This is a genomic window from Marinibacterium sp. SX1, from assembly GCF_050389775.1.
In the GTDB taxonomy this organism is placed as follows: domain Bacteria; phylum Pseudomonadota; class Alphaproteobacteria; order Rhodobacterales; family Rhodobacteraceae; genus Marinibacterium.
This window is the reverse complement of the sequence record NZ_CP177144.1, coordinates 203,367-226,202: the sequence shown is the minus strand read 5'-3', so window position 1 is coordinate 226,202 and position 22,836 is coordinate 203,367. Positions and strand designations below refer to the sequence as shown.

20 protein-coding genes and 1 tRNA gene are annotated in these 22,836 nt (G+C 61.5%); 18 read left to right on the top strand and 3 right to left on the bottom strand.

The genetic code is table 11. The annotated features are described in order from the left end of the window. Positions 1–25: 25 nt before the first annotated feature. Positions 26–1,051 (bottom strand): LacI family DNA-binding transcriptional regulator, encoded by a 1,026-nt coding sequence (locus tag ACK3BB_RS01030; RefSeq protein ID WP_428926871.1) that lies wholly within the window; start codon positions 1,049–1,051, stop codon positions 26–28. A gap of 113 nt (positions 1,052–1,164) precedes the next feature. Between ACK3BB_RS01030 and ACK3BB_RS01025 the strand changes: the two genes are divergently transcribed. The 7 genes from ACK3BB_RS01025 to ACK3BB_RS00995 all read left to right on the top strand — a co-directional run bounded on the left by ACK3BB_RS01025 (position 1,165) and on the right by ACK3BB_RS00995 (position 5,724). Continuing rightward, a tRNA-Arg gene (locus tag ACK3BB_RS01025) sits at positions 1,165–1,241 on the top strand. Positions 1,242–1,543: 302 nt separating this feature from the next. Beyond that, positions 1,544–2,773, top strand: coding sequence for a helix-turn-helix domain-containing protein (locus ACK3BB_RS01020; protein ID WP_428926870.1), 1,230 nt, complete (start codon positions 1,544–1,546; stop codon positions 2,771–2,773). 161 nt (positions 2,774–2,934) lie between these two features. After that, on the top strand, positions 2,935–3,216 hold the full coding sequence (locus ACK3BB_RS01015; RefSeq protein ID WP_428926869.1) for a hypothetical protein: 282 nt from the start codon (positions 2,935–2,937) through the stop codon (positions 3,214–3,216). Between the two features lie 798 nt (positions 3,217–4,014). Continuing rightward, the gene (locus ACK3BB_RS01010; RefSeq protein ID WP_428926868.1) at positions 4,015–4,521 is read left to right on the top strand and encodes a hypothetical protein; all 507 of its coding nucleotides are present in this window, start codon (positions 4,015–4,017) and stop codon (positions 4,519–4,521) included. Between the two features lie 6 nt (positions 4,522–4,527). Further along, positions 4,528–4,764 (top strand): hypothetical protein, encoded by a 237-nt coding sequence (locus tag ACK3BB_RS01005; protein ID WP_428926867.1) that lies wholly within the window; start codon positions 4,528–4,530, stop codon positions 4,762–4,764. 22 nt (positions 4,765–4,786) lie between these two features. Further along, positions 4,787–5,158: a transposase gene (locus ACK3BB_RS01000; RefSeq protein ID WP_428926866.1), complete on the top strand. Its 372-nt coding sequence runs from the start codon at positions 4,787–4,789 to the stop codon at positions 5,156–5,158. Further along, on the top strand, positions 5,158–5,724 hold the full coding sequence (locus ACK3BB_RS00995) for a hypothetical protein (protein ID WP_222474996.1): 567 nt from the start codon (positions 5,158–5,160) through the stop codon (positions 5,722–5,724). Before ACK3BB_RS01000 ends, ACK3BB_RS00995 begins: the two co-directional genes overlap by 1 nt. A 5-nt stretch (positions 5,725–5,729) precedes the next feature. Here the strand turns inward: ACK3BB_RS00995 and ACK3BB_RS00990 are convergent, their stop codons facing one another. Next, the gene (locus tag ACK3BB_RS00990) at positions 5,730–8,462 is read right to left on the bottom strand and encodes a DUF3427 domain-containing protein (RefSeq protein WP_428926865.1); all 2,733 of its coding nucleotides are present in this window, start codon (positions 8,460–8,462) and stop codon (positions 5,730–5,732) included. Positions 8,463–9,112: 650 nt separating this feature from the next. Between ACK3BB_RS00990 and ACK3BB_RS00985 the strand changes: the two genes are divergently transcribed. The 3 genes from ACK3BB_RS00985 (at position 9,113) to ACK3BB_RS00975 (ending at position 12,848) form a co-directional block, all read left to right on the top strand. Beyond that, positions 9,113–9,805, top strand: coding sequence for a hypothetical protein (locus tag ACK3BB_RS00985; RefSeq protein ID WP_428926864.1), 693 nt, complete (start codon positions 9,113–9,115; stop codon positions 9,803–9,805). After that, on the top strand, positions 9,790–10,446 hold the full coding sequence (locus ACK3BB_RS00980) for a hypothetical protein (protein WP_428926863.1): 657 nt from the start codon (positions 9,790–9,792) through the stop codon (positions 10,444–10,446). The genes ACK3BB_RS00985 and ACK3BB_RS00980 overlap by 16 nt, the downstream gene beginning before the upstream one ends. 89 nt (positions 10,447–10,535) lie before the next feature. Continuing rightward, positions 10,536–12,848 carry a hypothetical protein gene (locus ACK3BB_RS00975; protein ID WP_428926862.1) on the top strand — a complete coding sequence of 771 codons (2,313 nt, stop codon included), beginning with the start codon at positions 10,536–10,538 and terminating at the stop codon, positions 12,846–12,848. 367 nt (positions 12,849–13,215) lie between these two features. Here the strand turns inward: ACK3BB_RS00975 and ACK3BB_RS00970 are convergent, their stop codons facing one another. After that, positions 13,216–13,989, bottom strand: a complete 774-nt coding sequence (locus ACK3BB_RS00970) for a helix-turn-helix domain-containing protein (protein WP_428926861.1) — start codon at positions 13,987–13,989, stop codon at positions 13,216–13,218. A gap of 538 nt (positions 13,990–14,527) precedes the next feature. Between ACK3BB_RS00970 and ACK3BB_RS00965 the strand changes: the two genes are divergently transcribed. The 8 genes from ACK3BB_RS00965 (at position 14,528) to ACK3BB_RS00930 (ending at position 22,832) form a co-directional block, all read left to right on the top strand. Next, positions 14,528–15,634: a tyrosine-type recombinase/integrase gene (locus ACK3BB_RS00965; RefSeq protein WP_428928797.1), complete on the top strand. Its 1,107-nt coding sequence runs from the start codon at positions 14,528–14,530 to the stop codon at positions 15,632–15,634. Positions 15,635–16,061: 427 nt separating this feature from the next. Continuing rightward, positions 16,062–16,907, top strand: a complete 846-nt coding sequence (locus ACK3BB_RS00960) for a MurR/RpiR family transcriptional regulator (RefSeq protein WP_428926860.1) — start codon at positions 16,062–16,064, stop codon at positions 16,905–16,907. Continuing rightward, entirely contained in the window at positions 16,907–18,226 is a 1,320-nt protein-coding gene (locus ACK3BB_RS00955; RefSeq protein WP_428926859.1) for a glutamine synthetase family protein, read from the top strand. Before ACK3BB_RS00960 ends, ACK3BB_RS00955 begins: the two co-directional genes overlap by 1 nt. Then, positions 18,226–18,984: an ABC transporter ATP-binding protein gene (locus tag ACK3BB_RS00950; protein ID WP_428926858.1), complete on the top strand. Its 759-nt coding sequence runs from the start codon at positions 18,226–18,228 to the stop codon at positions 18,982–18,984. Before ACK3BB_RS00955 ends, ACK3BB_RS00950 begins: the two co-directional genes overlap by 1 nt. Further along, complete coding sequence (locus ACK3BB_RS00945; RefSeq protein WP_428926857.1) at positions 18,974–20,137, top strand: ABC transporter substrate-binding protein; 1,164 nt, start codon at positions 18,974–18,976, stop codon at positions 20,135–20,137. Before ACK3BB_RS00950 ends, ACK3BB_RS00945 begins: the two co-directional genes overlap by 11 nt. A 66-nt stretch (positions 20,138–20,203) precedes the next feature. Then, a complete protein-coding gene (locus ACK3BB_RS00940; RefSeq protein ID WP_428926856.1) occupies positions 20,204–20,911 on the top strand; it encodes an ABC transporter ATP-binding protein in 708 nt (235 codons plus the stop codon). Next, positions 20,911–21,807: a branched-chain amino acid ABC transporter permease gene (locus tag ACK3BB_RS00935; protein WP_428926855.1), complete on the top strand. Its 897-nt coding sequence runs from the start codon at positions 20,911–20,913 to the stop codon at positions 21,805–21,807. The genes ACK3BB_RS00940 and ACK3BB_RS00935 overlap by 1 nt, the downstream gene beginning before the upstream one ends. Next, positions 21,804–22,832 (top strand): branched-chain amino acid ABC transporter permease, encoded by a 1,029-nt coding sequence (locus ACK3BB_RS00930; RefSeq protein ID WP_428926854.1) that lies wholly within the window; start codon positions 21,804–21,806, stop codon positions 22,830–22,832. The genes ACK3BB_RS00935 and ACK3BB_RS00930 overlap by 4 nt, the downstream gene beginning before the upstream one ends. The last annotated feature ends 4 nt before the right edge of the window (positions 22,833–22,836 follow it).

The window sequence follows — 22,836 nt, the reverse complement described above, 5'->3', positions numbered from 1 at the left end:
GCGCCTGGTCTGGGAGGCACGGGGCTCAGCGCCGTTTCAGCGTGTCGCCGAAGGAAATTGTGGGGGTCAGCGTGATCTGGTTGTCGCCGGCCACCGTCGGTTCTGACAGCCGGTCGACGATGACCTGCGCCGCCGCCCGGCCGATTTCCAGCCGGCAGGCATCCATCGTGGCCAGCCGGCGCGGCAGGCCCTGGAGCAATTCGACCCCGTTGAACCCGGCCAGCCCGATCTGGCCCGGCACGTCAATGCCCTGGTCGAGCAGGTAAAGCAGCCCGCCGGCCCCGATCATGTCGTTGGAATAATATAGGAAATCCAGCTCGGGCGTGCGTTCGAGCATGGCTGCCGTCATCTCGCGCCCCTTCAGCAGGGCGGAGCCGCCGGAATAGAAATCGCGGTCCATGATTTCGATGCCCGACTTGGCCAGCACCTCGGTAAAGCCTTCGAACCGCTTCCGGGCCCGGTGGTCCAGCGGCATCTTGGTGCCCATGAAACCGATGTTCTGGTAGCCGGCCTTGAGGATCGCCTTGGCCATCTCGCGCCCGGCCCGCCGGTGGGAAATGCCGACCATTGCATCGACGGGCTTGCCATCGGTATCCATGATCTCGACGACCGGAATGCCCGCGGCCTCCATCATCGCCCGCGAGGCATCGGAATGTTCCAGCCCGGCAATGATCACGCCCGACGGCCGCCAGGACAGCATTTCATAGAGCACCCGTTCCTCTTTCTCGGGCATGTAATCGGTCACGCCGACGACGGGCTGCAACTCGGTGTCCTCCAGCACCTCGTTGATGCCGGTCAGCACCTCGGGAAAGACCATGTTCTTGAGCGAAGGGATGATCACGGCGACCAGGTTGACCCGGCTGGACGCCAGGGCGCCGGCGATCTTGTTGGGCACGTAGCCCAGCTCCTTGGCGGCGGCCAGCACCTTTTCGCGGGTGGCATCCGACACGTCACCCCGTTTGCGCAGCACCCGGCTGACGGTCATTTCGGACACGCCCGAGGCTTCGGAGACATCGCGGAGCGTGAGCGGGCGTTTGGGGTCGATCGTCACGGGGTGTTCCCTTCTCGATGGTTATGTCACGAGGCTAGCGCAAACGGTCGCGTCCTTTCAACAATTCGAAGGGCGGTGACAAGCCGGACGGGGGCGGCTAATAAGGCGCCGGCGGTCCCGTGGCTCAACTGGATAGAGCAGCCCCCTCCTAAGGGGCAGGTTGCAGGTTCGAACCCTGCCGGGATCACCACTTTTTATCTTTACATCAGATACTTACTCTCTCCGCGCGGGCGCATCTTGCAGCTTCTTGCGGGATTTTCCGTCGGTTTTCGGTTCTGGATCGAGAGCATCCCGTACAAAATCCGTACAATCGGACCGGGCTGGCTCTGATTCAGCTGGGAGATGGGCAAAGAAAAACCTCGGTCCGGCGGCAACCGGAACCGAGGCAAATTCAAAAGCAGGCACGAAAATCTGCTTCCCCGATTATAGCGCATCGAGCCGCCCTGTCACAACGAAAATCCTGTGGCGCGACCTCCCCGATGGGAGGTTCGCATGACGCATGTGTTGACGCACCGCGGTCTGCCGGACGGGATGACCCGATGGGACCTCTACGGCCTTCTGGTCAAGGCGGCGAAGCATTTCGGCCTGACTGATACGATGCTCAAGTACCTGCGCTTCGCGATCTCCCGGACACAGGATCAGGACTATGCCGCAGGCAGGATTTGCGCCTTGTGGCCCTCGGTCTCGGAAACCGCATCGCAGCTGGAGGCGGACCCGCGCCAGATTGCCCGGGCCGAGGCCCGGCTGGCGGAGCTGGGCTTCATCGTGAAATCCAGCGCAGCGCGGTGTCGGCGCTACGGCGTCAGATCGGAAAACGTCATCCGGTACGCTTTCGGTATCAACCTCGCCCCGCTCGTGGATCGGGCCGGCGAGATCGAGGCCGCCGCGCGGAAGGTTTGCTTCGAGAAGGAAGAAGCCAAGCGTCTGCGCCTTCATATCCCCAAGCTGTTGGAGCGGGTCCGAACCTCCGGGGACGCTTCCGCCGAAGAGGCCGCGGAAGTGATCCTGCCATCTCGGCGCCCCTCCCGCATCTGGCGCTATGCGCGGCTGAAGGAGATCGCCGACGCGCTGGAAGCGTTGATCGAGACATTCGCCGACGCGTCTGTGGCAGTGGAAATGTCCGACCGGTGCGACGCGGATGTCGCACCCAGGGAAGGTAGAAAAACAAACTCAAAAAGAAGTAGCACCGGTCAGCCCGAACCCCGGCTGACCCCGGCGCAGTTCTGCATTCTCGCCAGCCCAGGCTTTGAAGATGCGGTTCGTCAGTACGCGCCCCCGGGTGCGCCGCCCGATTGGCGCACGATCCCCGCCGCGGCAAAGGATTGGGCGCAGGTGCGGGGCATCCCGGCTGGTCTTTGGCAGCGGCAGGTCGACTGCCTCGGTCCGGAGAAGGCGGCCATCTGTCTTCTCGTCGCAGATCGAAACGCAGAGAGGAACGGCTGTGCGCACCATGTCGATGACCTGCGCCGCGCGTTCCTGGGCCTGGCGCGCAACACCGCTGCGCGTGGTTCCGCACTTCACGGTTTGGTCGGAGAGCTCCAAGGCTTGCGGCGCCAATTGCACGACCGCGCCACCATGCCCGACGCTTCAGGTCATGCGCCGCGGAGTGGTGGTGAGATCGCCTCCCACACGGCAGGCGAACCACCGCTTCGCAGCCGCCAGCGGCGGCTCCCAGAGGCAACGGTGCAGGTCTTCCGCGAAATGTCAGAGGGGGCCGAGTGATGGTCACGGGACGGAAATCAAGTTCACCCACGTCTTGCGACGCGGGAACAGGCGAGGGGGCTGCGCCCCCTTCGAACCCCCCGGCAGTTTCAGGAGCCAAGTATGCCGAGCAGTTGTCCCGATCGATCACCTTCCGGGTGTCCCAGTTGGAGAAGGACGCATTGGATGACATCGCGCGTCAGGCCCGCCGGCCTCTAGCGGAGCTGCTGAGAGAGGCCCTGGGGATGGTGACGTCCGGCCACCGCACCAACATCCCCATGGCGCCGCCGGACTTGATGCGGGCCGTCGCTCGCCTCGAGGCCGACATGGATGAGGTCACGCGCGTTCTGCGGGCGGCCGAGGCAGATGGCAGCTATCTGGACCGCCTGGCGATCCTGAGCCTGCTGGTCGCCATCGATCGGAAGCTGGGCAAGCTGGCGCACCGGCATTGGAGCTGGCGATGATGGTCAAGTTCTTCGACCATGGTCAGGGCGAGGCCGCTCCTGCGGTGAAGTACCTTATCGAGGAGGTGGTGGTAGACTACGACCAGTACCGCCAGCCCAAGCGCGACGCGGCTGGCAGGATCAAGCGTGTGCGCCGCTCGATCGCTCCCGAGGTTCTGAAGGGGCACCCAGAGCGCATGATCGACCTCGTAGACGCGGTGCCGCATCGCTGGCGATACAAGTCCGGGGTGTTGAGCTTTGCCGCCGAGGATGCCCCGACAGAAGCGCAGCAGCGCCAAATGATGGAGGCGTTCGAGGCCTTCGCTTGCCCGGGCCTGGCCCATGACAGCTATCAGATGTTGTGGGTGCGCCATCTGCACGCAGGTCGCGTGGAGTTGCACTTCCTCATGCCGCGGATGGAGCTGCGGACGGGAAAGTCCCTCAACATCGCGCCACCAGGTCACGAGCAGTCGTTCCTGGCTTTCATGGATTTGCACAACCGCCGGCATGGCTGGGCCGATCCCATGGACCCGGCGCGGGCACGCGACGTGAAGACCATCACAGAAGCGCCAGAACGGGCGCAGACACGAGAAGCGGTCCACGAGTGGGTGAAGGAGCAGGTCGGTCTGGGCGCGATCCATGACCGGGACACGCTGCTCGAAGCGCTCAAGAGCGTCGGCTTCGCCATCCCAAGAGCGGGAGACGATTTCGTGACCGTCGCCGACCCTGACCAGCCAAAGAACAAATGGCGTTTGAGAGGAAGGTACTTCTATGACGACTGGACCGCAGATGCAGCTCAGCCCCCGCATCCGACAGAACATGGAGAAGATACTGGAGGCTCAGCTCGACTCGCTGCAATCCCAGTTGAAGAGCTCGAACGACGTGTTGCGGAAGACTGCGCAAAGCGCCGCGCGTACAATCTCGGACGATTTGGAGAGCCTTCGCGACCTGTCCCGCGAGAGCACCAGGGACCTGAGGGACGAGGTGGCGCAGCGAAGGGTCGAAATCGAGAGCCTGATGCAGGAGCTGGAGCGGCAGCGCCTGAGCCACGGCAAGATCGTGACAGGAAGGGTGGTGGCCCTGATCCTGTCGGGGATCGCCCTCGCCGGGTTGATGGCCGCCTTCAGCGCGTTTCTGGGCGCGAAGGGGGCGACACTGCCGCCGCCCGAGCCACCGATCCAGCTGATCCCGGAGCAATTGACGGGCAGCCGGACTATCCGTGGCGTCGGCGGCCTGGGGCAGGTGATCGTCCTGCCGCCGGGACTGTCGCCCGCAAGCTGCCCGATCGGCGCAGGAACGAACCGCACATGTCTGACGATGGAGTGATCCCAGATGACCCTGACACCGCTCGAGAAAGAGTTGCTCGCCTGCGTCGAAGAATTGGAGAAGAGCGTCTCCGCGTGCATGCAGCGGCAGCTCGAGCAAGAGAAGGCGCTCGCCGAATTGCGGAGCGAATTGAACGCCTCGTTGTCGACCTTGCACGGCGCCTTGGAGGCCGGGCGCCGGCCGTTGGAGCAGACCGAGCCAGAGGAGCGCCAGCGGACCGGGTTCATTCGCAGACGCCCCTGATAGGAGGCTCCGAGCCAGAGCAGTGAAAGTGGAAAAAGATATGACAGCGAAAACTGTGCGGGGGAGAACGGCAAGACCTTCGTACCCGGCCGATACACGGGCACGAGCGGTCCAGGACGTACTGGAGATCCAGGATGATCACCCGTCCCTCTGGGCTGCCGTCTCTGAGGTGGCGCTACGCGTCGGCTGTGCCCCCAAGACCTTACTGGAGTGGGTTCAGGACAGCGGTCTGCTGCAGACTTTTGATCCAGTGCTTCTGTCCAACCGGAAGCGCCTCGCTGCGATGTCGAAGGCCGAGCTTGAGCTGGAGAACCAGCGGCTGCGCGCCGAGAACGACGTGTTGCGACGGGCCTGCCTGATCTTCGCCCGCGGCCCGGCGGGCGGAGGGGTCTGATGGCGCATTGGTACACGGCGGACCTGCATTTCGGGCATGAGGCGATCATCGGTTTCTGCAAACGTCCATTCCGCAGCGCCAGCCATATGGACGGCGCGCTGCTGGAGAACCTTTGGTCCAAGGTCGGCCCAGAGGACGATCTATGGATCGTGGGTGATTTTGCCTGGGGAAAACGATCTGACGATGAGGCCTGGCTACACGGCATCTTTCAGCAGCTGCCAGGTGCGCGGCGTCATCTGGTCATCGGCAACCATGATGGCGCTGCGACGCGCTCGCTGCCTTGGGACAGTATTGGCCATCTCGCGCAAGTGGAGGATGCGCCTAAGGAGCCCCCTCTGACCCTCTGCCATTACCCCATGATCACCTGGGAGCACGCCCGGCGTGGCGCTCTACAACTCTTCGGTCACGTTCATGAGAATTGGGCAGGGACGCGGAACGCGGTGAACGTCGGGGTAGATGTCTGGGACTATTGTCCGGTGCAATTCGAGGCGATCAGCCGTCGTGCGCGCAGTCTTCCGGTGAATTCACATTGGAAAGACGCCGAGCCGCGGTCTGCCGGCGCCTAGAAGCCTCAGATTGGGCCAGGCACACCGAGCTCTGCCTGCAGCGCTATCGGCACTGGCTCGGTAAGTTGCCAGGTCACAGCAATCGGCTTCTCGCCCTCCCAGGACAGGAAACGGGGTTTCCCGCAGTAGATGAAGGGGTTCACCTTGCCGTTCACCTTGTTGCCACGGCGCACGAAGAGGTGGACTTCCTCATCTTCTTTGCCTGAGATGATCCGGCCATGGCGACCGTCTTGCGTCGTTCGGTTCTGGCTGAACCAACGCAGGCGATCCGGCCCCAGGAATCCATTCTCGTAGACCAGATCTTGGGTCGAGACGTTGGCGAGTAAGATCAGAGCGTTCTTTTCCCGGATCGGTAGGATGCCGGTGCGCCAGACGTTTTGCTTGTACTCGACACCAAAGGCTTCGGCGATTTCGGGGGCGAGGTATCGCTGCCAAAGCTGCAGGCCCTTTGATCGATGAACGAACGGCGCTTCGGGCTCCGCAACCTCAGTGCCAGGGGTTTCAGCCTTTCGCCAGGCAATCAATTCTTGCGCGAGCTCGCGCAGAGCCGCTCCGCGACTTGGGCGTGTCAGCTGCCAGCCGTTGCGGCCATCGCTAAAATGCGGATCGAACCCCAGGGCTTCAGTACCGCTCCGAGGTTGCTGCCCTGCAAGGATTGCCTCTATGGCTGCGAGTGCTTCAGCCGTGTAGCGCTTCGGTCGCTCAATATCCGCCAGCAATCGCGCATGGCTGGCGAAGACTTCTTCGGGCAGCGGATCGCCCATGTCACGTACGAAGCTGAACCAGCTGCCGTGCCCAGTCGCCCTCGGGTCAAAGCCGTTGCGGAAGACCTCGATCGCCGTTGGTCGCACGCCCTGCCTGTCGCGGAAGTCCAGATAAAAGGCCTCAAGCTCTGCCGCGCCTTCCTTGGGTTTCAGAAGCGTGCGCAGGATGTCGATGGTTTCAAGCTCGTAAGTCACTTCGCAGCCGGGCGGCATGGTCAGTTCTCCACGCTCCCACTCGTCCAGCTTGCGGGTAATGGACCGGTCGCCCGCCCCGGCGCCGGTCAGGGTCGCCACCTTGGTCAGGAAAGACCTGTGGTTCCCGATATAGTCGATGACCTGGAGCACCTTGCCCTCGAACTTGCGCAACCCGCGACCCAGCTGCTGAAGCCAGATGATCGCGCTTTCGGTTGGGCGAAGCATCAGCACGGTGCCAATCTCGGGCACGTCGACGCCTTCGTTGAACATGTCGACGGCAAAGAGGATATCCAGCTCTCCTGCGCCCAGCTGGGTCAGCGAAGAGGCACGCGGCGCCGAGTCCTCGCCTGAGTGGACGGCGACGGCCCGCAGCCCCGCGTCGCGGAAGAACTGGGCCATGTAGTCAGCATGCCGCTTCGAGCAGCAAAAACCGATCGCAGGGCCCTTTGCCCGTTTACGGAACTGTTCCAGCGCGTTTTCGGCGCGGGCAGTGGTCGCCAGTTGTGCCTCAAGCTCGGTCGGGTCGAGCTGGCCGGACCGCCAAGGGATCTGCGCATAGTCGATGTCGTCCGGCACGCCGAAATAGTGGAAGGGAGACAGCCGGCCAGCCTCGATTCCGCGGAAGAGGTCGCATTGGTACACCAAGTTTTCACCGCAGAGCCCTAGCAGGTCGCCACCGTCTGTCCTGTCCGGGGTGGCGGTCAGCCCAAGCAGGAAGCGGGGTGTGAAATGGTCGATCAGGTTCTGATAGGTCCGCGCGGCGGCATGGTGGAATTCGTCGACGACAATGTAGTCGAAGCGATCCGGCGCAAAACGCCTCAGGTGCTGGGCCCGGCCAAGGGTTTGGATCGAAGCAAAGAGAATATCGGCGTCGGCCTCTTTCTCCGTCCCGCTGTAGCGGCCCATGCGGGCCTCGGGGCGCACCTTCCGGAAAGCAGACATGGCCTGTGTCAGGATCTCGTCCCGATGTGCGACAAACAAGACACGGTCGGCATTGGCCCGCTGGGTATCAAAGGCCGCCAGCCAGGTCTTCCCGAGCCCGGTTGCAAGAACGACGAGCCCGGCCCGATGCCCCGTCTGACGCGTAGCCTGCAAAGCCTCCAGAGCTTCGACTTGGATCGGGTGCGGCTCCGGAGGCGGGCCCTCATCCTCGACCATTTTACGGGAGAACTCAGGCAGCGGCTGCGCGCGACGGCGGCGTGCGTAGCTTTCGACCCACTCCTCGGTGAGCGGCGCAACCTGTTGCCTGCGCAGTAGGTCCTCGAAGGCATCCGCAACCTGATCCGTCGCGGCTTCGGAATGGAGGTTCCACTCCACGCCCTCCTCCAGCGCGGACTTCGACAGGTTTGAGCTGCCCACAACCGCCATGCCCGAGGCATCCGCCGCACGGAAAAGCCAAGCCTTGGGGTGGAAGCTCAGACCTCGGGTCTCGAACACGAAGAGCTCGGCGCCATCCAGATCCAGAAGTCGGCGTAGGGCGGCGGGGTCAGTCGTGTCGAGATAGTCGCCCACGATGATGCGCAGGCGCCCTTTGCGGGCCAGAAGCTCCCTCAGCCAAGGCTCGAGCAGTGCGACGCCACTGTCCATTGCGAAGGCGACGGCCAAGTCGACCGATGTGGCCTTGTCGATGTGTTCACCAAGAAGGGGCAGGAGTGGGTCGGCGCCACCGGTCGTCAGCCGGCCCCTGTCATCCAGCACGAAATGGAAATGACCGAGGAAGGTAGACGTACGAAGCCGTGATATGCCGCTCGACAAGGCGCCAGCAAGAGCGCCAAGCATTTGCATCTGCTCCGCCGAGCTCAGGCTGCCCCATTCCAAGACGTGCCGCGGCGCTGGAATGATACCAGCGACGTTCTGGTTACAGATGGGGCAGAGAGCGTTAGCGGAGGTCAATCAGGAACCGAAACTTAAGAAGTTCCGGTAGCTTGGCCCAAGATCGCGTGGCTGTCCAGGACGGGAAAACTGCGTATGAAATGCGCTCATCCGCACCAGGCATGTAACTTACTGCGGAGTGATCGACCGGATGAAAGAACGGCAGGAAAGGCCTCCGTTGGCAGATGGCAGCCATCTGCTCTACGGACCTCAGCCGAAACGTCAATCGGCACTCCCGGCCCGAAGCCGACCTTCGTGCCAGGCGCAGCGGATGGACGGTCCCAGCCTTAAGCCGCCCTTCATACTACGCGTCGCGGATGACTGCAGGTGCCCAACGTTGCCCTTCAAGCGAAGCAGCAGTGAAGGAAGATTGCATCCTGAATCAACGGCCGTGCGAACGTTTAGCGGTCAGGAGCCGTTGTAACGATCGCGGCGAATGTGACAACGGCCAGATGCACAGGCAGAAATCCATTCAAGTATCTGAAAATAGGTGATTTTCTCAATCCTAGCCCTGATTTCCGCGTCGAGTTTATGGCTAACTAAGGGCGTGGACGCTGATGGCTCATCTGCTATATATGATCGAAAATAACGGAGCAGAGACAATGCTGGACTCTATTCGGTACTCGGAAAGCAACGGTAGCCGCTTTTCTGGTCTGCTGACGGCCGAAGCCACCGACCAGTCGGTCTGGAACACTGTACTCGCCCAGACACCAGACTACGTGGTCGCCCCGACACTGGGCTCAGTAATTCCTCATTGGCACCTCGTCATTCCGCGAGAGCCAAGTATCAATCTTCATGAGCATCTCTTCGCTCGTAGAGCAACTGACATCCGAAGCATTATTGCGCCGGTGGCTAACGCGATGCCATCAAGTCAGGTCCTATGGTTCGAGCATGGGCCAAGGCGTCCCGGATCTGTAGTCGGGTGCGGTACAGATTATGCACACCTTCATGTAATTCTGGATGCCCCCTTCAGCTTTGAGGCATTTCGAAGTGCAGCGCGGGCAGCTCGCGTGTCGTGGACAAGGTGCGACATCGAAGAAGCCTATGGTTCGATCGACGGCGGTGATGAGTACTATGCTTTTGGTGACGTTACCAGCGCGTATGTTTCACAAGGTGGCGAGGCCCCCACATCGCAGCTATTCCGGAAGATTGTTGCCAAGTTGGCAGGCAAGGCTGAAGAGTGGGATTACCGCCGATTTACACATGAAGCCTGCGTTCGTCGCACCGTTGAAGCTTGGAAAGCACTCTGAAACAGGATTTGCGAAATACTTCGGAAGAGGCTCAATCTGCAATCGCTGGAAGCGATGGCGTTTCTCCTTCGTTGGCGACTAAGGCGGCACCGCGTCTGACGCCAAAAGACGAGTACACGGATGGCCGCAAGCCATGGGAGTGGACGTCCAAATTCCCGAGCGAAGCGCGGGCCGAAATCAAGATTGAGGCAAGAATTCTGGTCGGAGGATTGCTTGTCTGCGTCCTTTTGGCTGGTGGCTTTCTGGCTCTTGGCAATCAGGTGATAAATTTTTCAGCAGATATAGGTGAGCCTCCACTTGTATTCTCGGTGGAAGCTAGACTTGTGGCGCTATTTTTCACCGGCTGCGTTGGCGGAATTACCTTCTCGATCAAATGGCTTGTGCACGCAGCTGCAACGGGGAGGTGGCATCAGGACAGAAGGTACTGGCGACTCCTAATTCCTTGCCTTGGCGGTGTCTATGCGCTTGCGGTGCTAGCATTGGCGAATGGCGGATATGTCGGTGGGCAAACGGCTGATCCTGCTAGATTTGCTGCAGCATCACCGGCTTTGGCTTTTTTGATTGGGTATTTTTCTGATGGTGTCAGTGGGCTTCTTTCAAATATCGCTAATGCCGTATTTGGGACATTAGAGAAAAAATGATCCAAGGACGGCTCTTGTCTGAAGCAACGGCGAGGCTTGAGTGGGAGGAGGCCTCTGCCCTCAGCTCCGTGTACGGGCCTAAGGGCGCAATGCTGCTCTCTCTTCCGAGGGCTTGGGTACCTCAGTTTGTACTCTATAGCTGCGAAGCAATAGAACACTTACTGCAACAACCGAAATCTTTGCTGAGCGAGATATCCGGAAAAGATGCACTAGAAATTCTGGCCCCTGGGAAGTCCGTAATAGTGCGATCCAGTGTTCTGGATGAATCGATCTGGGAGCGAGGTACATTTCTCAGTGTGCCGCTGCTGGATCTGAACTCGAAAACAACACACGATCGACTTCGCGACGCAATCCAAAAAGTAAAGGAAAATGCGGGCGAACGAAAAGTTGCGATCGTCTTACAGGAGTTCGTGCACCCACAATTCCATGGGGAATTTGGAAACCTTCTGCGTATATCTAAAACTCGTGATCATTGGCAAGTCAGCTCTGTATCGGTAAGCGGAGCTGAAACAGAAGGCCGCCTTAACACTCAGCGTGATATTTCCGCCGACGAACTAAATGGCTTGTCTCCCTATATTCGCCCCAGTGATCCGCGTAGTTTTGGCGCTATTGCAGCTTGGGTAAACTCTGTTCTCCTGCAGCAGTCGCATTGTCGTGTTAACCTTGAGTGGGTCTTCGGCGCACGCGGCTTCTTCATCGTGCAAATTGATGAGGAGACAGAAGATCTTTTTGGGGTGAATCCGTTTCAAGTGCGCATTCCGAAGGTGCACGCAGGAGAGGTCAGCAACGGGAAGGTGATAAAGCCCGCCACGCCGGAATCAAAGAAGACTTGGGATAAGCTTGCAGTTCTGGAAGAGCTCTGGACCGTTAATGAAGGAAATATCCCGTTACTATTTTTCTTATTGCCGGACGATATTTATGCTGGCGATGAGGAATTCGTTGAGTCGCTAACTCGTGAGTTTTTGGAAACCGTCGGTCCAGACGACATCATCATTCGAACGTCTATTCGTCGTGGGTCAGAGAAGCTAACAAACCTCCCCAAGAGCGAAGGCTTGACTCCTTCGGAAGCTGCTCGCTGGTGCATTGAGCAAGCTATGAATTTGCAAACGGAATTTGGCTTGGACTGTTCTGAATTTTGCTTTGTTACACATCGGCTTATACCAGCGAGGGCAAGCGCGTGGGCTTTGGCGCGACCGGATTCTCCTGAAGTGGAGATCCATGTGAACTGGGGATTTGCAGATGCACTACAGTATTACCCTTACGATATCATCGACGTTCATGTCCCTACCAAGAACATATCTTACACGCCTCAGTATAAATCTCACTGCATTCTCCCGAAGCCAGACGGAAGCTGGCAGACGTCGAGGGTAAAGAACGAAGTGGCGAGGAGCCAGTGTGCTTCAATTTCAGAGGCACGAGAAATCGCAGGTCGATCACTAGAAATAGCACGCCGCCTCGGCAAGCCCGTCCACATTATGTGGTTCGTTGGCTGCGTAACAAGCGGTGGAGACACATTCCACGTACCGTGGTACTGGACCCATGTCGAGGATGAGCAACCAAATCCGGAACGCCCTGCGTTGCAATCTTTTCCAATTAAGTCGCGCGATGACCTTTGTGGAATTAGGGATCGTGTCGCCACTCGTGGGAGGGTCGCATTAGAGCTTGCGCCGATTGATGTGAATTTGATGCGCGACAATCAGTTCCTTGAAGAAGCTGCGGCGGCATGCCGCGAGTTAGACGTCCCCATCATTTTACGCGGCTCAACGTTAGCGCATGCATATTATCAGTTGCAGAAGGCTGGCTGTACTGTGATCGCAAGCAGCGCCCGGCAGGCGAAGCGAACCCGTTCAATAGCACCGATGGGGAAGCTCATTCGCGACAAAGTACCTGAGAAAATTAAAAAGAGCGAAGAAGCTGCCTGGACGCAGGAAATGCCGAACAAGCAGGTTTTAAGCTTCCTTGTAGGTAAGTTAGTGGAAGAGTTACTTGAATTTAGAAGAGCCCAGAATCCTCAGGAACAGCGAGCTGAGTTGGCTGACGCCTTGGAAGTTCTACTTTCACTCATGAAGAGGGCTGATCTCTCTTTCGAGGAAGTGTCCAAAGAGGCTGACAAAAAGCGAGAAAAGGCGGGCGGTTTTGAGCAGGGCGTAATTCTATTTGAGACCTCCATTGGAGGGAAAAAATCTGAAGACCGATCCTACTCTGTCGTCCCAGTATCATCGGGTGCATATGGCATAGATGTACCATATACCTTTTTTGGGTTCGGACGCTTTGATGGATTTTCCCGAGTGGAGCTACCGGCGATCAACATGGATGCGCAAATTAAGCTAAAAAATGATCGGCTATCCATTCAACTAGTTAGCCGTAGTGAGCAGCTTGATTTTGATTTTGAAGACGAATAATTGGGCGGATAGGCGTTAATATATTAGGCGCAGACATAAAGGGGCGAACTGCCCTTGTCGGTCATTCGAGGCGCGTGGATTTTTAGTCTGGCTGAGCGGAGGTTTTCTAATCTGAAACAGTAAGCCAGTGGAGCCTGAGCTCGTGAAGCAGTGTCGCTCCGATGGGACGCCGCTTAGTGTTGATTGTGGTCACCAGCGGAACGTGATCACACTAAGCCTTTATGTCCGCTTCGCCGCCGTTCATGCTTGGCGCAGCGAATGGCAGCTCTCCGCCCTTGTTTGCGCCCTGGCGTCATATAGCGCTTAAGGCCTAAGAAGCCGATTTGCGGATCAAGTTTGTCATGGGAACGGTCTTCAACATTCCGGACTACTCGAGGTTTTTTCTCCTCGCGTCACGTAACCTCCGCTCGGCACGGCGCTCTTCCTCTTCTTGCTCTTTCAAGATTTCTCCGATGGCATCTAATCCCCAGCCACCTTCCCGATACCAACGGTCAAGGTAGGCCCATTCTTCTTCAACGCGCTTTGGGACCGACGTCGTCTCCACCGCACCAAGTTCGCTTACCTCACCTGCGATTTCTCGAGCAGGCGCCTCAGCATCAGCGGGCAAATTGAGATCGTGCTGGGAAAGAAGGGCCATGGCCTCGTTGTAGCGATCAATGACTATATCGCGGGTTTCAGCCCAAACAGGATCGCGGCGAACGTTGAGCAGGTCGTGCATGTCGACGTCTCCGCGTGCCAAAATCTGCAGGAGTAGGGAGCTTGGCATGTCGCGCTCTCCGCTTTCGTAGCCTCGATAGGCTCGTACGGAGCAGCCCAGTTCTTTTGCCAACTGATCTTGGGTGAGCTCGCGACGACCGCGGTATTTACGAAGCCCCTGGCTGAGGCTCATTTCACCTCGCCGGTAGCAGCGTTCAAAGGTTCGGGCCTCTTCCGCCTCCTTGTGTCGCGCGCTCTGATAACGCTCGATCTGCTTCCGCCTGATCCAGCCCTTTTGCTGCGCTGACATGCCCGGACGAATCACCAAATTGTCCTGGTCCGGGTCGGGCTTGAACTGGAATGGCATTGAACGTTCCTTCATCAGATCGAAAACCTGCCAGATCTTGCCGCTTTTTGGTCTCCTGAGAAAACGTAATAAATTCATTTGCTTGACCCATTTGGGCGGGCCATGATCTTAGCGGAGAAGCGGTTTGGAGGCGCAGATGAACGATACATTTGAGAACGCAGTCACGCCAGAGATTTGGTGCGAGCGTCTGCGCTCACAGGGTGCCGAGGTCTCAGCGCGCGTTTTGCGGGCGAAGGCTCGTTCCTGCGGCCACTACTACGCCCTCGGCCGTGTCATGCTGCTGTCAGCGGAGCATGTCGAGGCGATCCTATCCGTTGAAGGGGCCCAGGTTCGGAGAGGCGGGCAAGCTATCAGGACCTGGTCCCGTGGGAAGTGATTTCGATCGAGAACACCATGCAGCCATTCGCCCGGAGGAGGCCCGATGTGGTTCGGCTATTCTGGACGCAGGCAAGTCACCTTCAGACTGGGTTTCCTGGCTGCAGGAGTACCGCCAGATCAACATCGCTGAGCGAACGTTGCGGGAGAAGGCGAACCGCTTGGGGGCGTGCTTTCGGATCGGCAATGCCATGATCATCACCCCCGAGCAGATCGATGAAATTCTGACGGAGGATTGGAAGTGCCGCTCGAACCGTACCTCAGAGGCAAGGTCTACTGGGTCAAAGGCTGGATCGAATACAACAGCCGCCCGATCGCCGGCCCATATCGACAAAGCACGAGATCGACTTCGGAAGCTGGCGCGCGGGACTGGATAAGCGAAGAAACTGAGTTGCAGATCCGCAAGCACATCGTCGGCGAGGAGCGGGCGCTTCGCTTCGCGGATGCAACCGAACTCTACCAGCCTGACAGCAGGAGTGCGCGCCAACTACTACCGATCCTCGATGAGATCGGCAGTTTGCCCCTCGCGGCCATTACCGGGCGTCTGCTGAAGAACCTCGGTCCGAAGCTGCGCCCGAACGCGTCTACGGATACTTGGTGGCGGGAAATCGTGACGCCGGCGCGAGCGGTCATCAACAATGCGCACGAGCTGAAGGGAACGCCACTGTTGCGCGTGCGTCGCTACGATCAGTTCGAGCGCAACGCCCAAGACAAGCGCCGCGGCAAGACCAGCCGTGTTGAGCGGGTTCCTGCAACACGGGCTTGGATCGACGCCTTCTGTGCGGAAGCCGATCCGTACAATGCAGCCATGGCGCGCTTCATGTTCGAAACGGCCGCTAGGATCGATCAGGCTGTTTCTTTGACCCCGGACGACCTGCGTCCGGAGAAATGCCAGGTCCGGGTCAAAGCTCATAAGGGACATCCGGAGAGCTGGATAACCGTCTCGCCGGAAATGATGGCGGAGTTGCAGGAGTTGCGTCCCAAGCGTCCCCGCAACCGCAGGACCGGGGCGATCTTGCCGCCGCGGGTCTTCGGGTATGCGAGCTCGACCGGCTACAACAACCGCTGGAAGACGATCTGCCGCCGCGCTGGCATTCCGTACCTCTCGGCTCATGCTGCAGGACGGCACGGATTCTTCACCGAGCTGGTCATACGACAGGGCGTGGACCCTGTTACTGCGGCGCGGGCGGGCCGGTGGTCCGATGCCAATCTGCCGATGAGCATCTACGCCCATCCGGAGAGCGATGAGGCCGACATTCGGGCGCGTTTTCGTACACGGTCCGTACAGACGGAGTCGTCGAATAATGATAACCTACAGAAAGAAAAAGGAGAAATGGGCAATGCATAACACCCTCCTAAGGGGCAGGTTACAGGTTCGAATCCTGTCGGGATCACCAGTAATCCGTTAGAAAAATCATAAATCTGGCCGATAGGTCGCGTTCTGCGCGCCGTGCGATGCGCGCCAAGCGATACGCGCGCACGTAATGGCATGTGGTTTGACCCGGATTGACGGCAGATTGGCACAAAACTGACACAGCGCCCGAGGCGGATAGCCCAATGAAAACGGGCCCCTGCGCTATGGCAGGGGCCTGAAGGCTGGCGCGCTCGGCGCATGGGGGCCGCCCCTGCGTCCTGACCGCGCCGGCCATGCAATTGCCCGGTTTGCGCTCAATGTCGGGGCTGCAATCAATTAGTCAATTCAATCCTCGCCTTTCGGTTTGACAAAAAATTTTCACGATGCCTACCTTGGCACCCACGTCAAACGGGGAAGGGCGATGCAGATCCGTCAGAAGCTGGAAGACATGGCCGACCAGTTCACGCCGGCAGAGCGCCAGCTTGTCTCGGTGCTGCTGGCCGATTACCCCTTTGCCGGGCTCGAACCGATCCAGGAATTGTCCAAGCGCGCCCATATCTCGGCGCCGTCGATCTCGCGCTTCGTGGCCAAGATCGGCTGCGCGGGCTTCCAGGAATTCCAGCAACGGCTGGTCCAGGAGCTGAAGGAAGGCCAGCAATCGCCGATCGACCTGCGTAACGACCTGGCCGGGGACAGCACGGCTTCGGTTGCGGCCTATGTGCGCAGCGTCGAGGCGCTGAATGCCGAGATGGTCGAACGCATCACGCCCAGCCAGTTCGAACGGCTGTGCGACCTGATGACCGATCCCAAGCGGCGGATCTTCATGATCGGCGGGCGGATGAGCGACTCGATCGCCGAGTTCTTCGTGCGCCACCTGCGCCAGATCCGGGCCGACGTGTCGCATGTGCCCTCCGACCCGGAGCTCTGGCCCGAATACCTGCTGCGCATGCGCCCGCGCGACATCCTGCTGATCATCGACTTCCGCCGCTACCAGGCCAACCTGGCCCGGCTGTCGGCCCAGGCCCGGGGGCGCAAGACCCAGACCATCGTGATCACCGACAAGTGGATCAGCCCGGCGGCCAAGGGCGCGACCGAGCTGATCTCGGTGCCGATCTCGTCGGGCACGATCTGGGACAGCTACGTGCCGGCCTTCGCGCTGATCGAGGCCATGCTGGTGGCCATGGCCGAACGCGACTGGGAGGCCACGAAACAACGCATTTCCGAATGGGACAAGCTGCGGGACGAACCCGCGGCAGGGATGAAATGATGACCAGGAACAACGACATCGACAACAGGCTCGTCTTCGTGGGAACGTCGGATCTGTCCGGCGTGGTCCGGGGCAAGTCCTTTCCGGCCGGCGACTGGGAGAAACGGTCGCGCCGGGGGGTGGGCTGGACGCCGACCAACGTGCAGATCACCTGTTTCGACAGCATTTCCGACTCGCCCTTCGGGTCGTTCGGCGACCTGGTCCTGGTGCCCGACGCGGACAGCCGCTTTGTGCTGGAGGACGGCCAGAGGCTGGATTTCGCGCTTGGCGACATCCGGTCGCTGGAGGGCGAGCCCTGGGATTTCTGCACGCGCTCGCTGGCGCGTCGCGCGCTGGATGCGTTCCACGCGCTGACCGGCGCCCGGGTGCAGGCGGCGTTCGAACATGAATTCCAGCTGCGCGACCAGCCGCCCCGGCCGGGAGATGCCTTTGGGTTCAAGGGGTTCCGCGATGGCCAGGCCTGGGCCGAGGACTATCTCGACGCGCTGCAGGCCGCGGGCTGTGCACCCGACACCTTCATGAAGGAATACGGGCCGGGCCAGTACGAGATCACCATGAAGCCGGCCATCGGCCTGGCGGCGGCGGACAATGCGGCGGTGCTGCGCCTGCTGACCCATGACGTGCTGCAGCGCCACGGGCTGGCGCCCAGCTTTGCGCCGATCCTCGATCCCGACAGCGTGGGCAACGGGCTGCACGTGCATTTCAGCTTTCTCGACGATGCGGATGCGCCGCTGACCCATGACGCGGACGATCCGCACGGGATGAGCCGCCTGACCCGCCATTTCATCGGCGGCGTGCTGAAATACCTCGACCAGATCCTGGCCATCCTGGCCCCGTCCGAAATCAGTTACCTGCGGCTGACCCCGCATCGCTGGAGCGCGGCCTACAACAACCTGGGCTTCCGAGACCGCGAGGCCTCGGTCCGGATCTGCCCGGTCACGGCGCAGGATCCCGAAAGCGTGGCCCGCCAGTACAATTTCGAGATCCGCGCGGCGGATGCGGCGGCCAGCCCGCACCTGACGCTGGCCGCGCTGGTCTTTGCCGGCATGCAGGGCGTGCGCGAAGAGGCCGAGCCGCCGACCCCGGCGCAGGAAGACCTGTCGTTGCTCGATCCGGCGGCCCTGGCCGCGCGCGGCTTCCGCCGGTTGCCGACGACGCTGGGCGATGCGCTGGCGGCCTTTGGCCGGTCGCAGGCCGTGCGCGAATGGTTCGGCGACGATTTCGTTGATGTCTACGTGGCGCACAAGGAGGGCGAGCTGGCCCAGCTCGACGGGCTGGACTGGCCCGCGAAATGCGCCCGCTACGCCGAGGTCTACTGATGCTGACGATCCGCGGGGTGTCCAAGAACTTTGGCGGGGTCCAGGCCGTGGATTCCGTCAGCTTCACCGTCGGCGACAACGAGATCCACGGGCTGATCGGGCCGAACGGCGCGGGCAAGACGACCATGCTGAACCTGATCTCGGGGCTGCTGACGATCAGTGCCGGCGAGATCGAGCTGGATGGCCAGCCCGTCCATCGCCTGCCGGCCGAACAGCGGGCGCGGCTGGGCATCGCCCGGACGTTCCAGAACCTGCGGCTGTTCCGCAACCTCAGCGTCCGGCGCAATATCGAGGTGGCCGAAATCCACATGCGCGGGCGCCGTGACGCCGATCCCGACCTGGTCGAAGACGCGATCGCGCGGTTCTGCCTGTCGGGGGTGCTGGACGATACGCCCGACAGCCTGCCCTACGGGCAGATGCGGCGGCTTGAGATCGTGCGCGCGCTGGCCCTGCGGCCGCGGGTGCTGATGCTGGACGAGCCGGCGGCGGGCATGAACCACGCCGAGACCGACCAGCTCTTCGAGAACCTGACCTGGCTGCGCCAGCGTCATCCCTGTTCGATCGTGCTGATCGAACATGACCTGAAGTTCATCATGTCCGCCTGCGAGAAGCTGACGGTCATGAACATGGGCCGGCTGCTTGCAACCGGCGAACCTGCCGAGATCACCAGCAATCAAGAGGTCATCAAGGCCTATCTCGGCCAAGGACATCACACCGACAGGAGTACACCAGATGAAGTCGAACACATTGGCACGTAGCATTCTGCTGGGCGGCGCCGGGGCGCTGGCCCTGGCTGCCGGCGCGGCGATGGCCCAGGACGGCGAGACGATCAAGGTCGCCTTTCCGGTGCCCCTGACCGGCGATTACGCCGCCTATAACGAGGTCGACGGCGCGCGCTGCATGGCCGAGATGATCAACAAGGACGGCGGCGTCGACGGGCGCATGTTCGAACTGCTGATCCAGGACACCGGGGCCGACACCCAGACCGCGATCTCGCTGACCGAACGGTTCCTGGGCGAGGATATCGTTGCCCTGGCCACGATCCCCTTCTCCGACACGATGATCCCCGTGGCCCAGATTTCCGGCGCCCAGGGCGTGTCGGTCATCCAGGCCCAGAGCACCCAGATCGAGATGCATTCCGGCGTGGTGGACAATTTCATCACCAATGTCGCGCCCGATCCCTACACCGCCACGGCCGCGGCGAATTATGCCCTGTCGCAGGGCGTGGAAAACGTCGTGATCTTTACCTCGGACGAAGGCGGTTCGTGGTCGGCGGCGCTGCCGGAATGGTTCTCGGATGTCATCGTCGAGAACGGCGGCACGCTGCAGGCCACGCTCAACTATACCTCGGGCACGACCGACTGGTCGCCCCAGATCGCCGAGCTGCGCGCGCTCGATCCCGCGCCGGACGCGGTGTTCATCTCCTGGGCCATGCCCGACATCGGCATCCTGATCCGCCAGATGCGCTCGGCCGGGCTGGATGCCTGGGTGGTCGGGTCGGACGGGTTCGACGACCCCTCGCTCGACGCCCTGGCCGAAGAAGACCCGACCGCGCTGGACAAGGTGTTCTTTGGCACCCTGGCCCCGGCGGTTCCGGGCAGCCGCATCGACGCCTTCCAGAAGGAATGTGCCGAGATGGGCATGGACGTGAACGGCCTGTTCCCGTCGCTGGGCGCCGACACGATCAAGATGATCGCCTATGGCGTCGAGGCCGCCGGGTCGACCGATCCGGTCGCCGTGCGCGAGGCCATCCGCAGCGCCGACAGCATCCCGGTCATGTCGGTCGAGGCGATCAGCTTCCAGGACACCAACAGCTATGCCCTGCGCGAGATCCCGGTGATCGGCTTCGAGAACGGCGCCCGCGTCGTGCTGCAGCAGGACATCCCCGACAACGTGCCGGGCTGGCAATAAGCCGGCCTCCCGCCGCCCCGGGCCTGCAACGGACCGGGGCGGCGCTTCGAAGAAAGCCCATCACTCATGCTCGAAATTCAGGATCTCAGGGTCACCCATGGCCCGATCGAGGCCGTGCACGGCATCGGATTGTCGGTCGCCGAAGGCAGTTGCGTCGCCCTGCTCGGCCCGAACGGGGCGGGCAAGACCTCGACCCTGTCGGCCATCACCGGCACCGCCCGGTCGACCGGCTCGATCCGGCTGGCCGGCCAGGACATCTCGCGGCTGGCCGTCGAGGCCCGCACCCGGCTGGGCATTGCCATCTCGCCCGAGGGCCGGCGGATCTTTTCGAACCTGACGGTGCGCGAGAACCTGGTGATGGGCGCGGCCAGCCGGGCCAACAAGGCCGGGGTCAACAAGGAAATCCTGGGCTGGTTCGAGCAGTTCCCGATCCTGGGCGAACGCCGTGACCAGCCGGCCGGCACGCTGTCAGGGGGGGAACAGCAGATGCTGGCCATCGCCCGGGCGCTGATGTCGCAGCCGCGCATCCTGCTGCTGGACGAACCGTCGCTGGGCCTGGCCCCGCAGATCACCGCCCGGATCTTCGACATCATCCGCGACCTGCGCCGGCAGGGCATCACCATCCTGCTGGTCGAACAGAACGCCACGGCGGCCATCGGCCTGTCGGATTACGTCTACGTGCTGAACAACGGCACGATCTCGTCGCAGGGCGAGGCCGCGCAATACGGCGACGGCGCGATGCTGATGGACCAGATCACCGGAGTGCATTCCTGATGGACTACGCCATCCAGCAAATCCTCAACGCCCTGAGCTTCGGGGCCGAATACGCCCTGATCGCCCTGGGCCTGGCCATCGTCTTTTCGATCATGGGCCTGGTCAATTTCGCCCATGGCGAGGTCATTGCCTTCGGCGGCTATTCGATGGTCATCGTCGGCACCCTGCTGACCAAGAACCCCTTCATCCTGATGGCTGCCGTGCTGCTGGCCTGCGTGGCCATGTCGGTCCTGCTGGAACGGGTGGCCTTTCGCACCGTGCGCCGGGCCGACCTGACGACCGGCCTGCTGACGGCCTTCGGGGTCAGCATCATCCTGCAGAACCTGTTCCTGCTGCTGGGCTCGCCCCGGCCGATCCCGGCGACGCAGTTCATCTTTCTCGACCAGACCGTGACCCTGGGCGCGATCCAGGTCTCGTCGCTGCAGATCTACGAAACCCTGGCCACGGCCATTGCCATCGTCGTGCTGCTGGTCTTCCTGCGGCGCACGACGCTGGGCCTGGCCATGCGCGCCGCGGCGCTGGATTTCGAGATGGTCCGCCTGTGCGGCCTGCGGGCCAACCGGGTCATCGCCTGCGCCTTTGCCGTGTCGGGCCTGTTGGCCGGCCTGGCCTGCATCTTCATCATGGCCCGGCGCGGCAGCGTCCTGCCCCACATGGGCTTCGACCCGGTGCTCACGGCCTTTGTCGCCTGTGTCATCGGCGGGTTCGGCAGCCTGCCCGGCGCGGTGCTGGGCGGCTTTCTGCTGGGCGCGGTCGAAGTGGCCGTCCTGGTGCTGCTGCCCCAGAATTACGGCGGGCTGGCCCATGCGGTGGTCTTCTCGCTGGTCGCCCTGATCCTGGTGTGGCGGCCCGACGGCATCCTGTCGCCGGCCAAGGAAAAGGGGGACAAGATATGAACCCGAGCCAACGCCGCGGCCTTCTGGGCAGCGCGCTTCTCAGCCTGCTCATCCTGCTGATCCTGGGAGCCTATTACCTCTGGGGCGAGACCTGGCAGGCGCGCATCCTCTATGCCACCTTCGTCAACCTGCTGGTTGTCGTCGGCCTGCAGGTCTTCATGGGCAATGCCAACCTGACCAGCTTTGCCCACAGCGCCTTCATGGGCATCGCGGCCTATGCCGCCGCGATCTGCGTGACGCCCGTGGCGATGAAGGCCATTTCCCTGCCCGACGCGCCCTGGGGGCTGAACGCCTTTGCCCTGTCGCCCTGGCCGTCGGCCCTGATCGCCCTGGGCATCACCGGCCTGCTCGGCCTGCTGACCGGCCTGTTCATCGCCCGGCTGACCGGCGTGGGCGTGACCATCGTCAGCATCGCCATCCTGGTCATCGTGCATTCGATCTTTCTGCACCGCACCGACATCTTCAAGGGCAACCAGGCCTTCTTTGGCATCCCCAAGGTCATGGACCTGCCACAGATCGCCGTGCTGGCCATCCTGGCCATATTCGGCGCCCGCTGGTTCCGCGAAAGCCGCTATGGCGTGCAGTTGCGGGCCTGTGCGGATGACGAGATCGGCGCCCGGGCCATGGGCGTCAATGTCTTCCGCGTGCGCCTGATCGCCTGGGTGCTGGGCACGCTGTTCTTTGCCGTGGCCGGCATTGCCTATGCCTTCTTCCTCGGCACGATCTCGGCCCGGCCGTTCTATTTCAACTTTGTCTTCCTGACCGTGGCCATGCTGATCCTCGGCGGGCTGCGCAGCGTCTCCGGCGCGGTCTTCGGCACGCTGCTGATCTCGATCGGGCTGGAAACCATCCGCTGGCTGGAAACCGGGCCCCAGATCGCCGGGCTGAAACTGCCCCAGATGCTGGGCCTGTCGGGGCTGATGCTGGGCGTGGTCATCGTGGGTGTCATGGCGCTTTTGCCCAACGGCGTGATGGGCAACCGCGAGATCGAGGACCTGTTCCGCCGCCGGCGCAGGCCCGGCTGAACAC

Bases quoted from the DNA above. Each gene is read 5' to 3' on its own strand.
- ACK3BB_RS01020 (WP_428926870.1), top strand. From the start codon at position 1,544: ATGACGCATGTGTTGACGCACCGCGGTCTGCCGGACGGGATGACCCGA.
- ACK3BB_RS01010 (WP_428926868.1), top strand. From the start codon at position 4,015: ATGGAGAAGATACTGGAGGCTCAGCTCGACTCGCTGCAATCCCAGTTG.
- ACK3BB_RS01005 (WP_428926867.1), top strand. From the start codon at position 4,528: ATGACCCTGACACCGCTCGAGAAAGAGTTGCTCGCCTGCGTCGAAGAA.
- ACK3BB_RS00995 (WP_222474996.1), top strand. From the start codon at position 5,158: ATGGCGCATTGGTACACGGCGGACCTGCATTTCGGGCATGAGGCGATC.
- ACK3BB_RS00990 (WP_428926865.1), bottom strand. From the start codon at position 8,462: ATGCTTGGCGCTCTTGCTGGCGCCTTGTCGAGCGGCATATCACGGCTT.
- ACK3BB_RS00985 (WP_428926864.1), top strand. From the start codon at position 9,113: ATGGCTCATCTGCTATATATGATCGAAAATAACGGAGCAGAGACAATG.
- ACK3BB_RS00975 (WP_428926862.1), top strand. From the start codon at position 10,536: ATGCTGCTCTCTCTTCCGAGGGCTTGGGTACCTCAGTTTGTACTCTAT.
- ACK3BB_RS00970 (WP_428926861.1), bottom strand. From the start codon at position 13,989: ATGAATTTATTACGTTTTCTCAGGAGACCAAAAAGCGGCAAGATCTGG.
- ACK3BB_RS00960 (WP_428926860.1), top strand. From the start codon at position 16,062: ATGCAGATCCGTCAGAAGCTGGAAGACATGGCCGACCAGTTCACGCCG.
- ACK3BB_RS00955 (WP_428926859.1), top strand. From the start codon at position 16,907: ATGACCAGGAACAACGACATCGACAACAGGCTCGTCTTCGTGGGAACG.
- ACK3BB_RS00950 (WP_428926858.1), top strand. From the start codon at position 18,226: ATGCTGACGATCCGCGGGGTGTCCAAGAACTTTGGCGGGGTCCAGGCC.
- ACK3BB_RS00940 (WP_428926856.1), top strand. From the start codon at position 20,204: ATGCTCGAAATTCAGGATCTCAGGGTCACCCATGGCCCGATCGAGGCC.
- ACK3BB_RS00935 (WP_428926855.1), top strand. From the start codon at position 20,911: ATGGACTACGCCATCCAGCAAATCCTCAACGCCCTGAGCTTCGGGGCC.
- ACK3BB_RS00930 (WP_428926854.1), top strand. From the start codon at position 21,804: ATGAACCCGAGCCAACGCCGCGGCCTTCTGGGCAGCGCGCTTCTCAGC.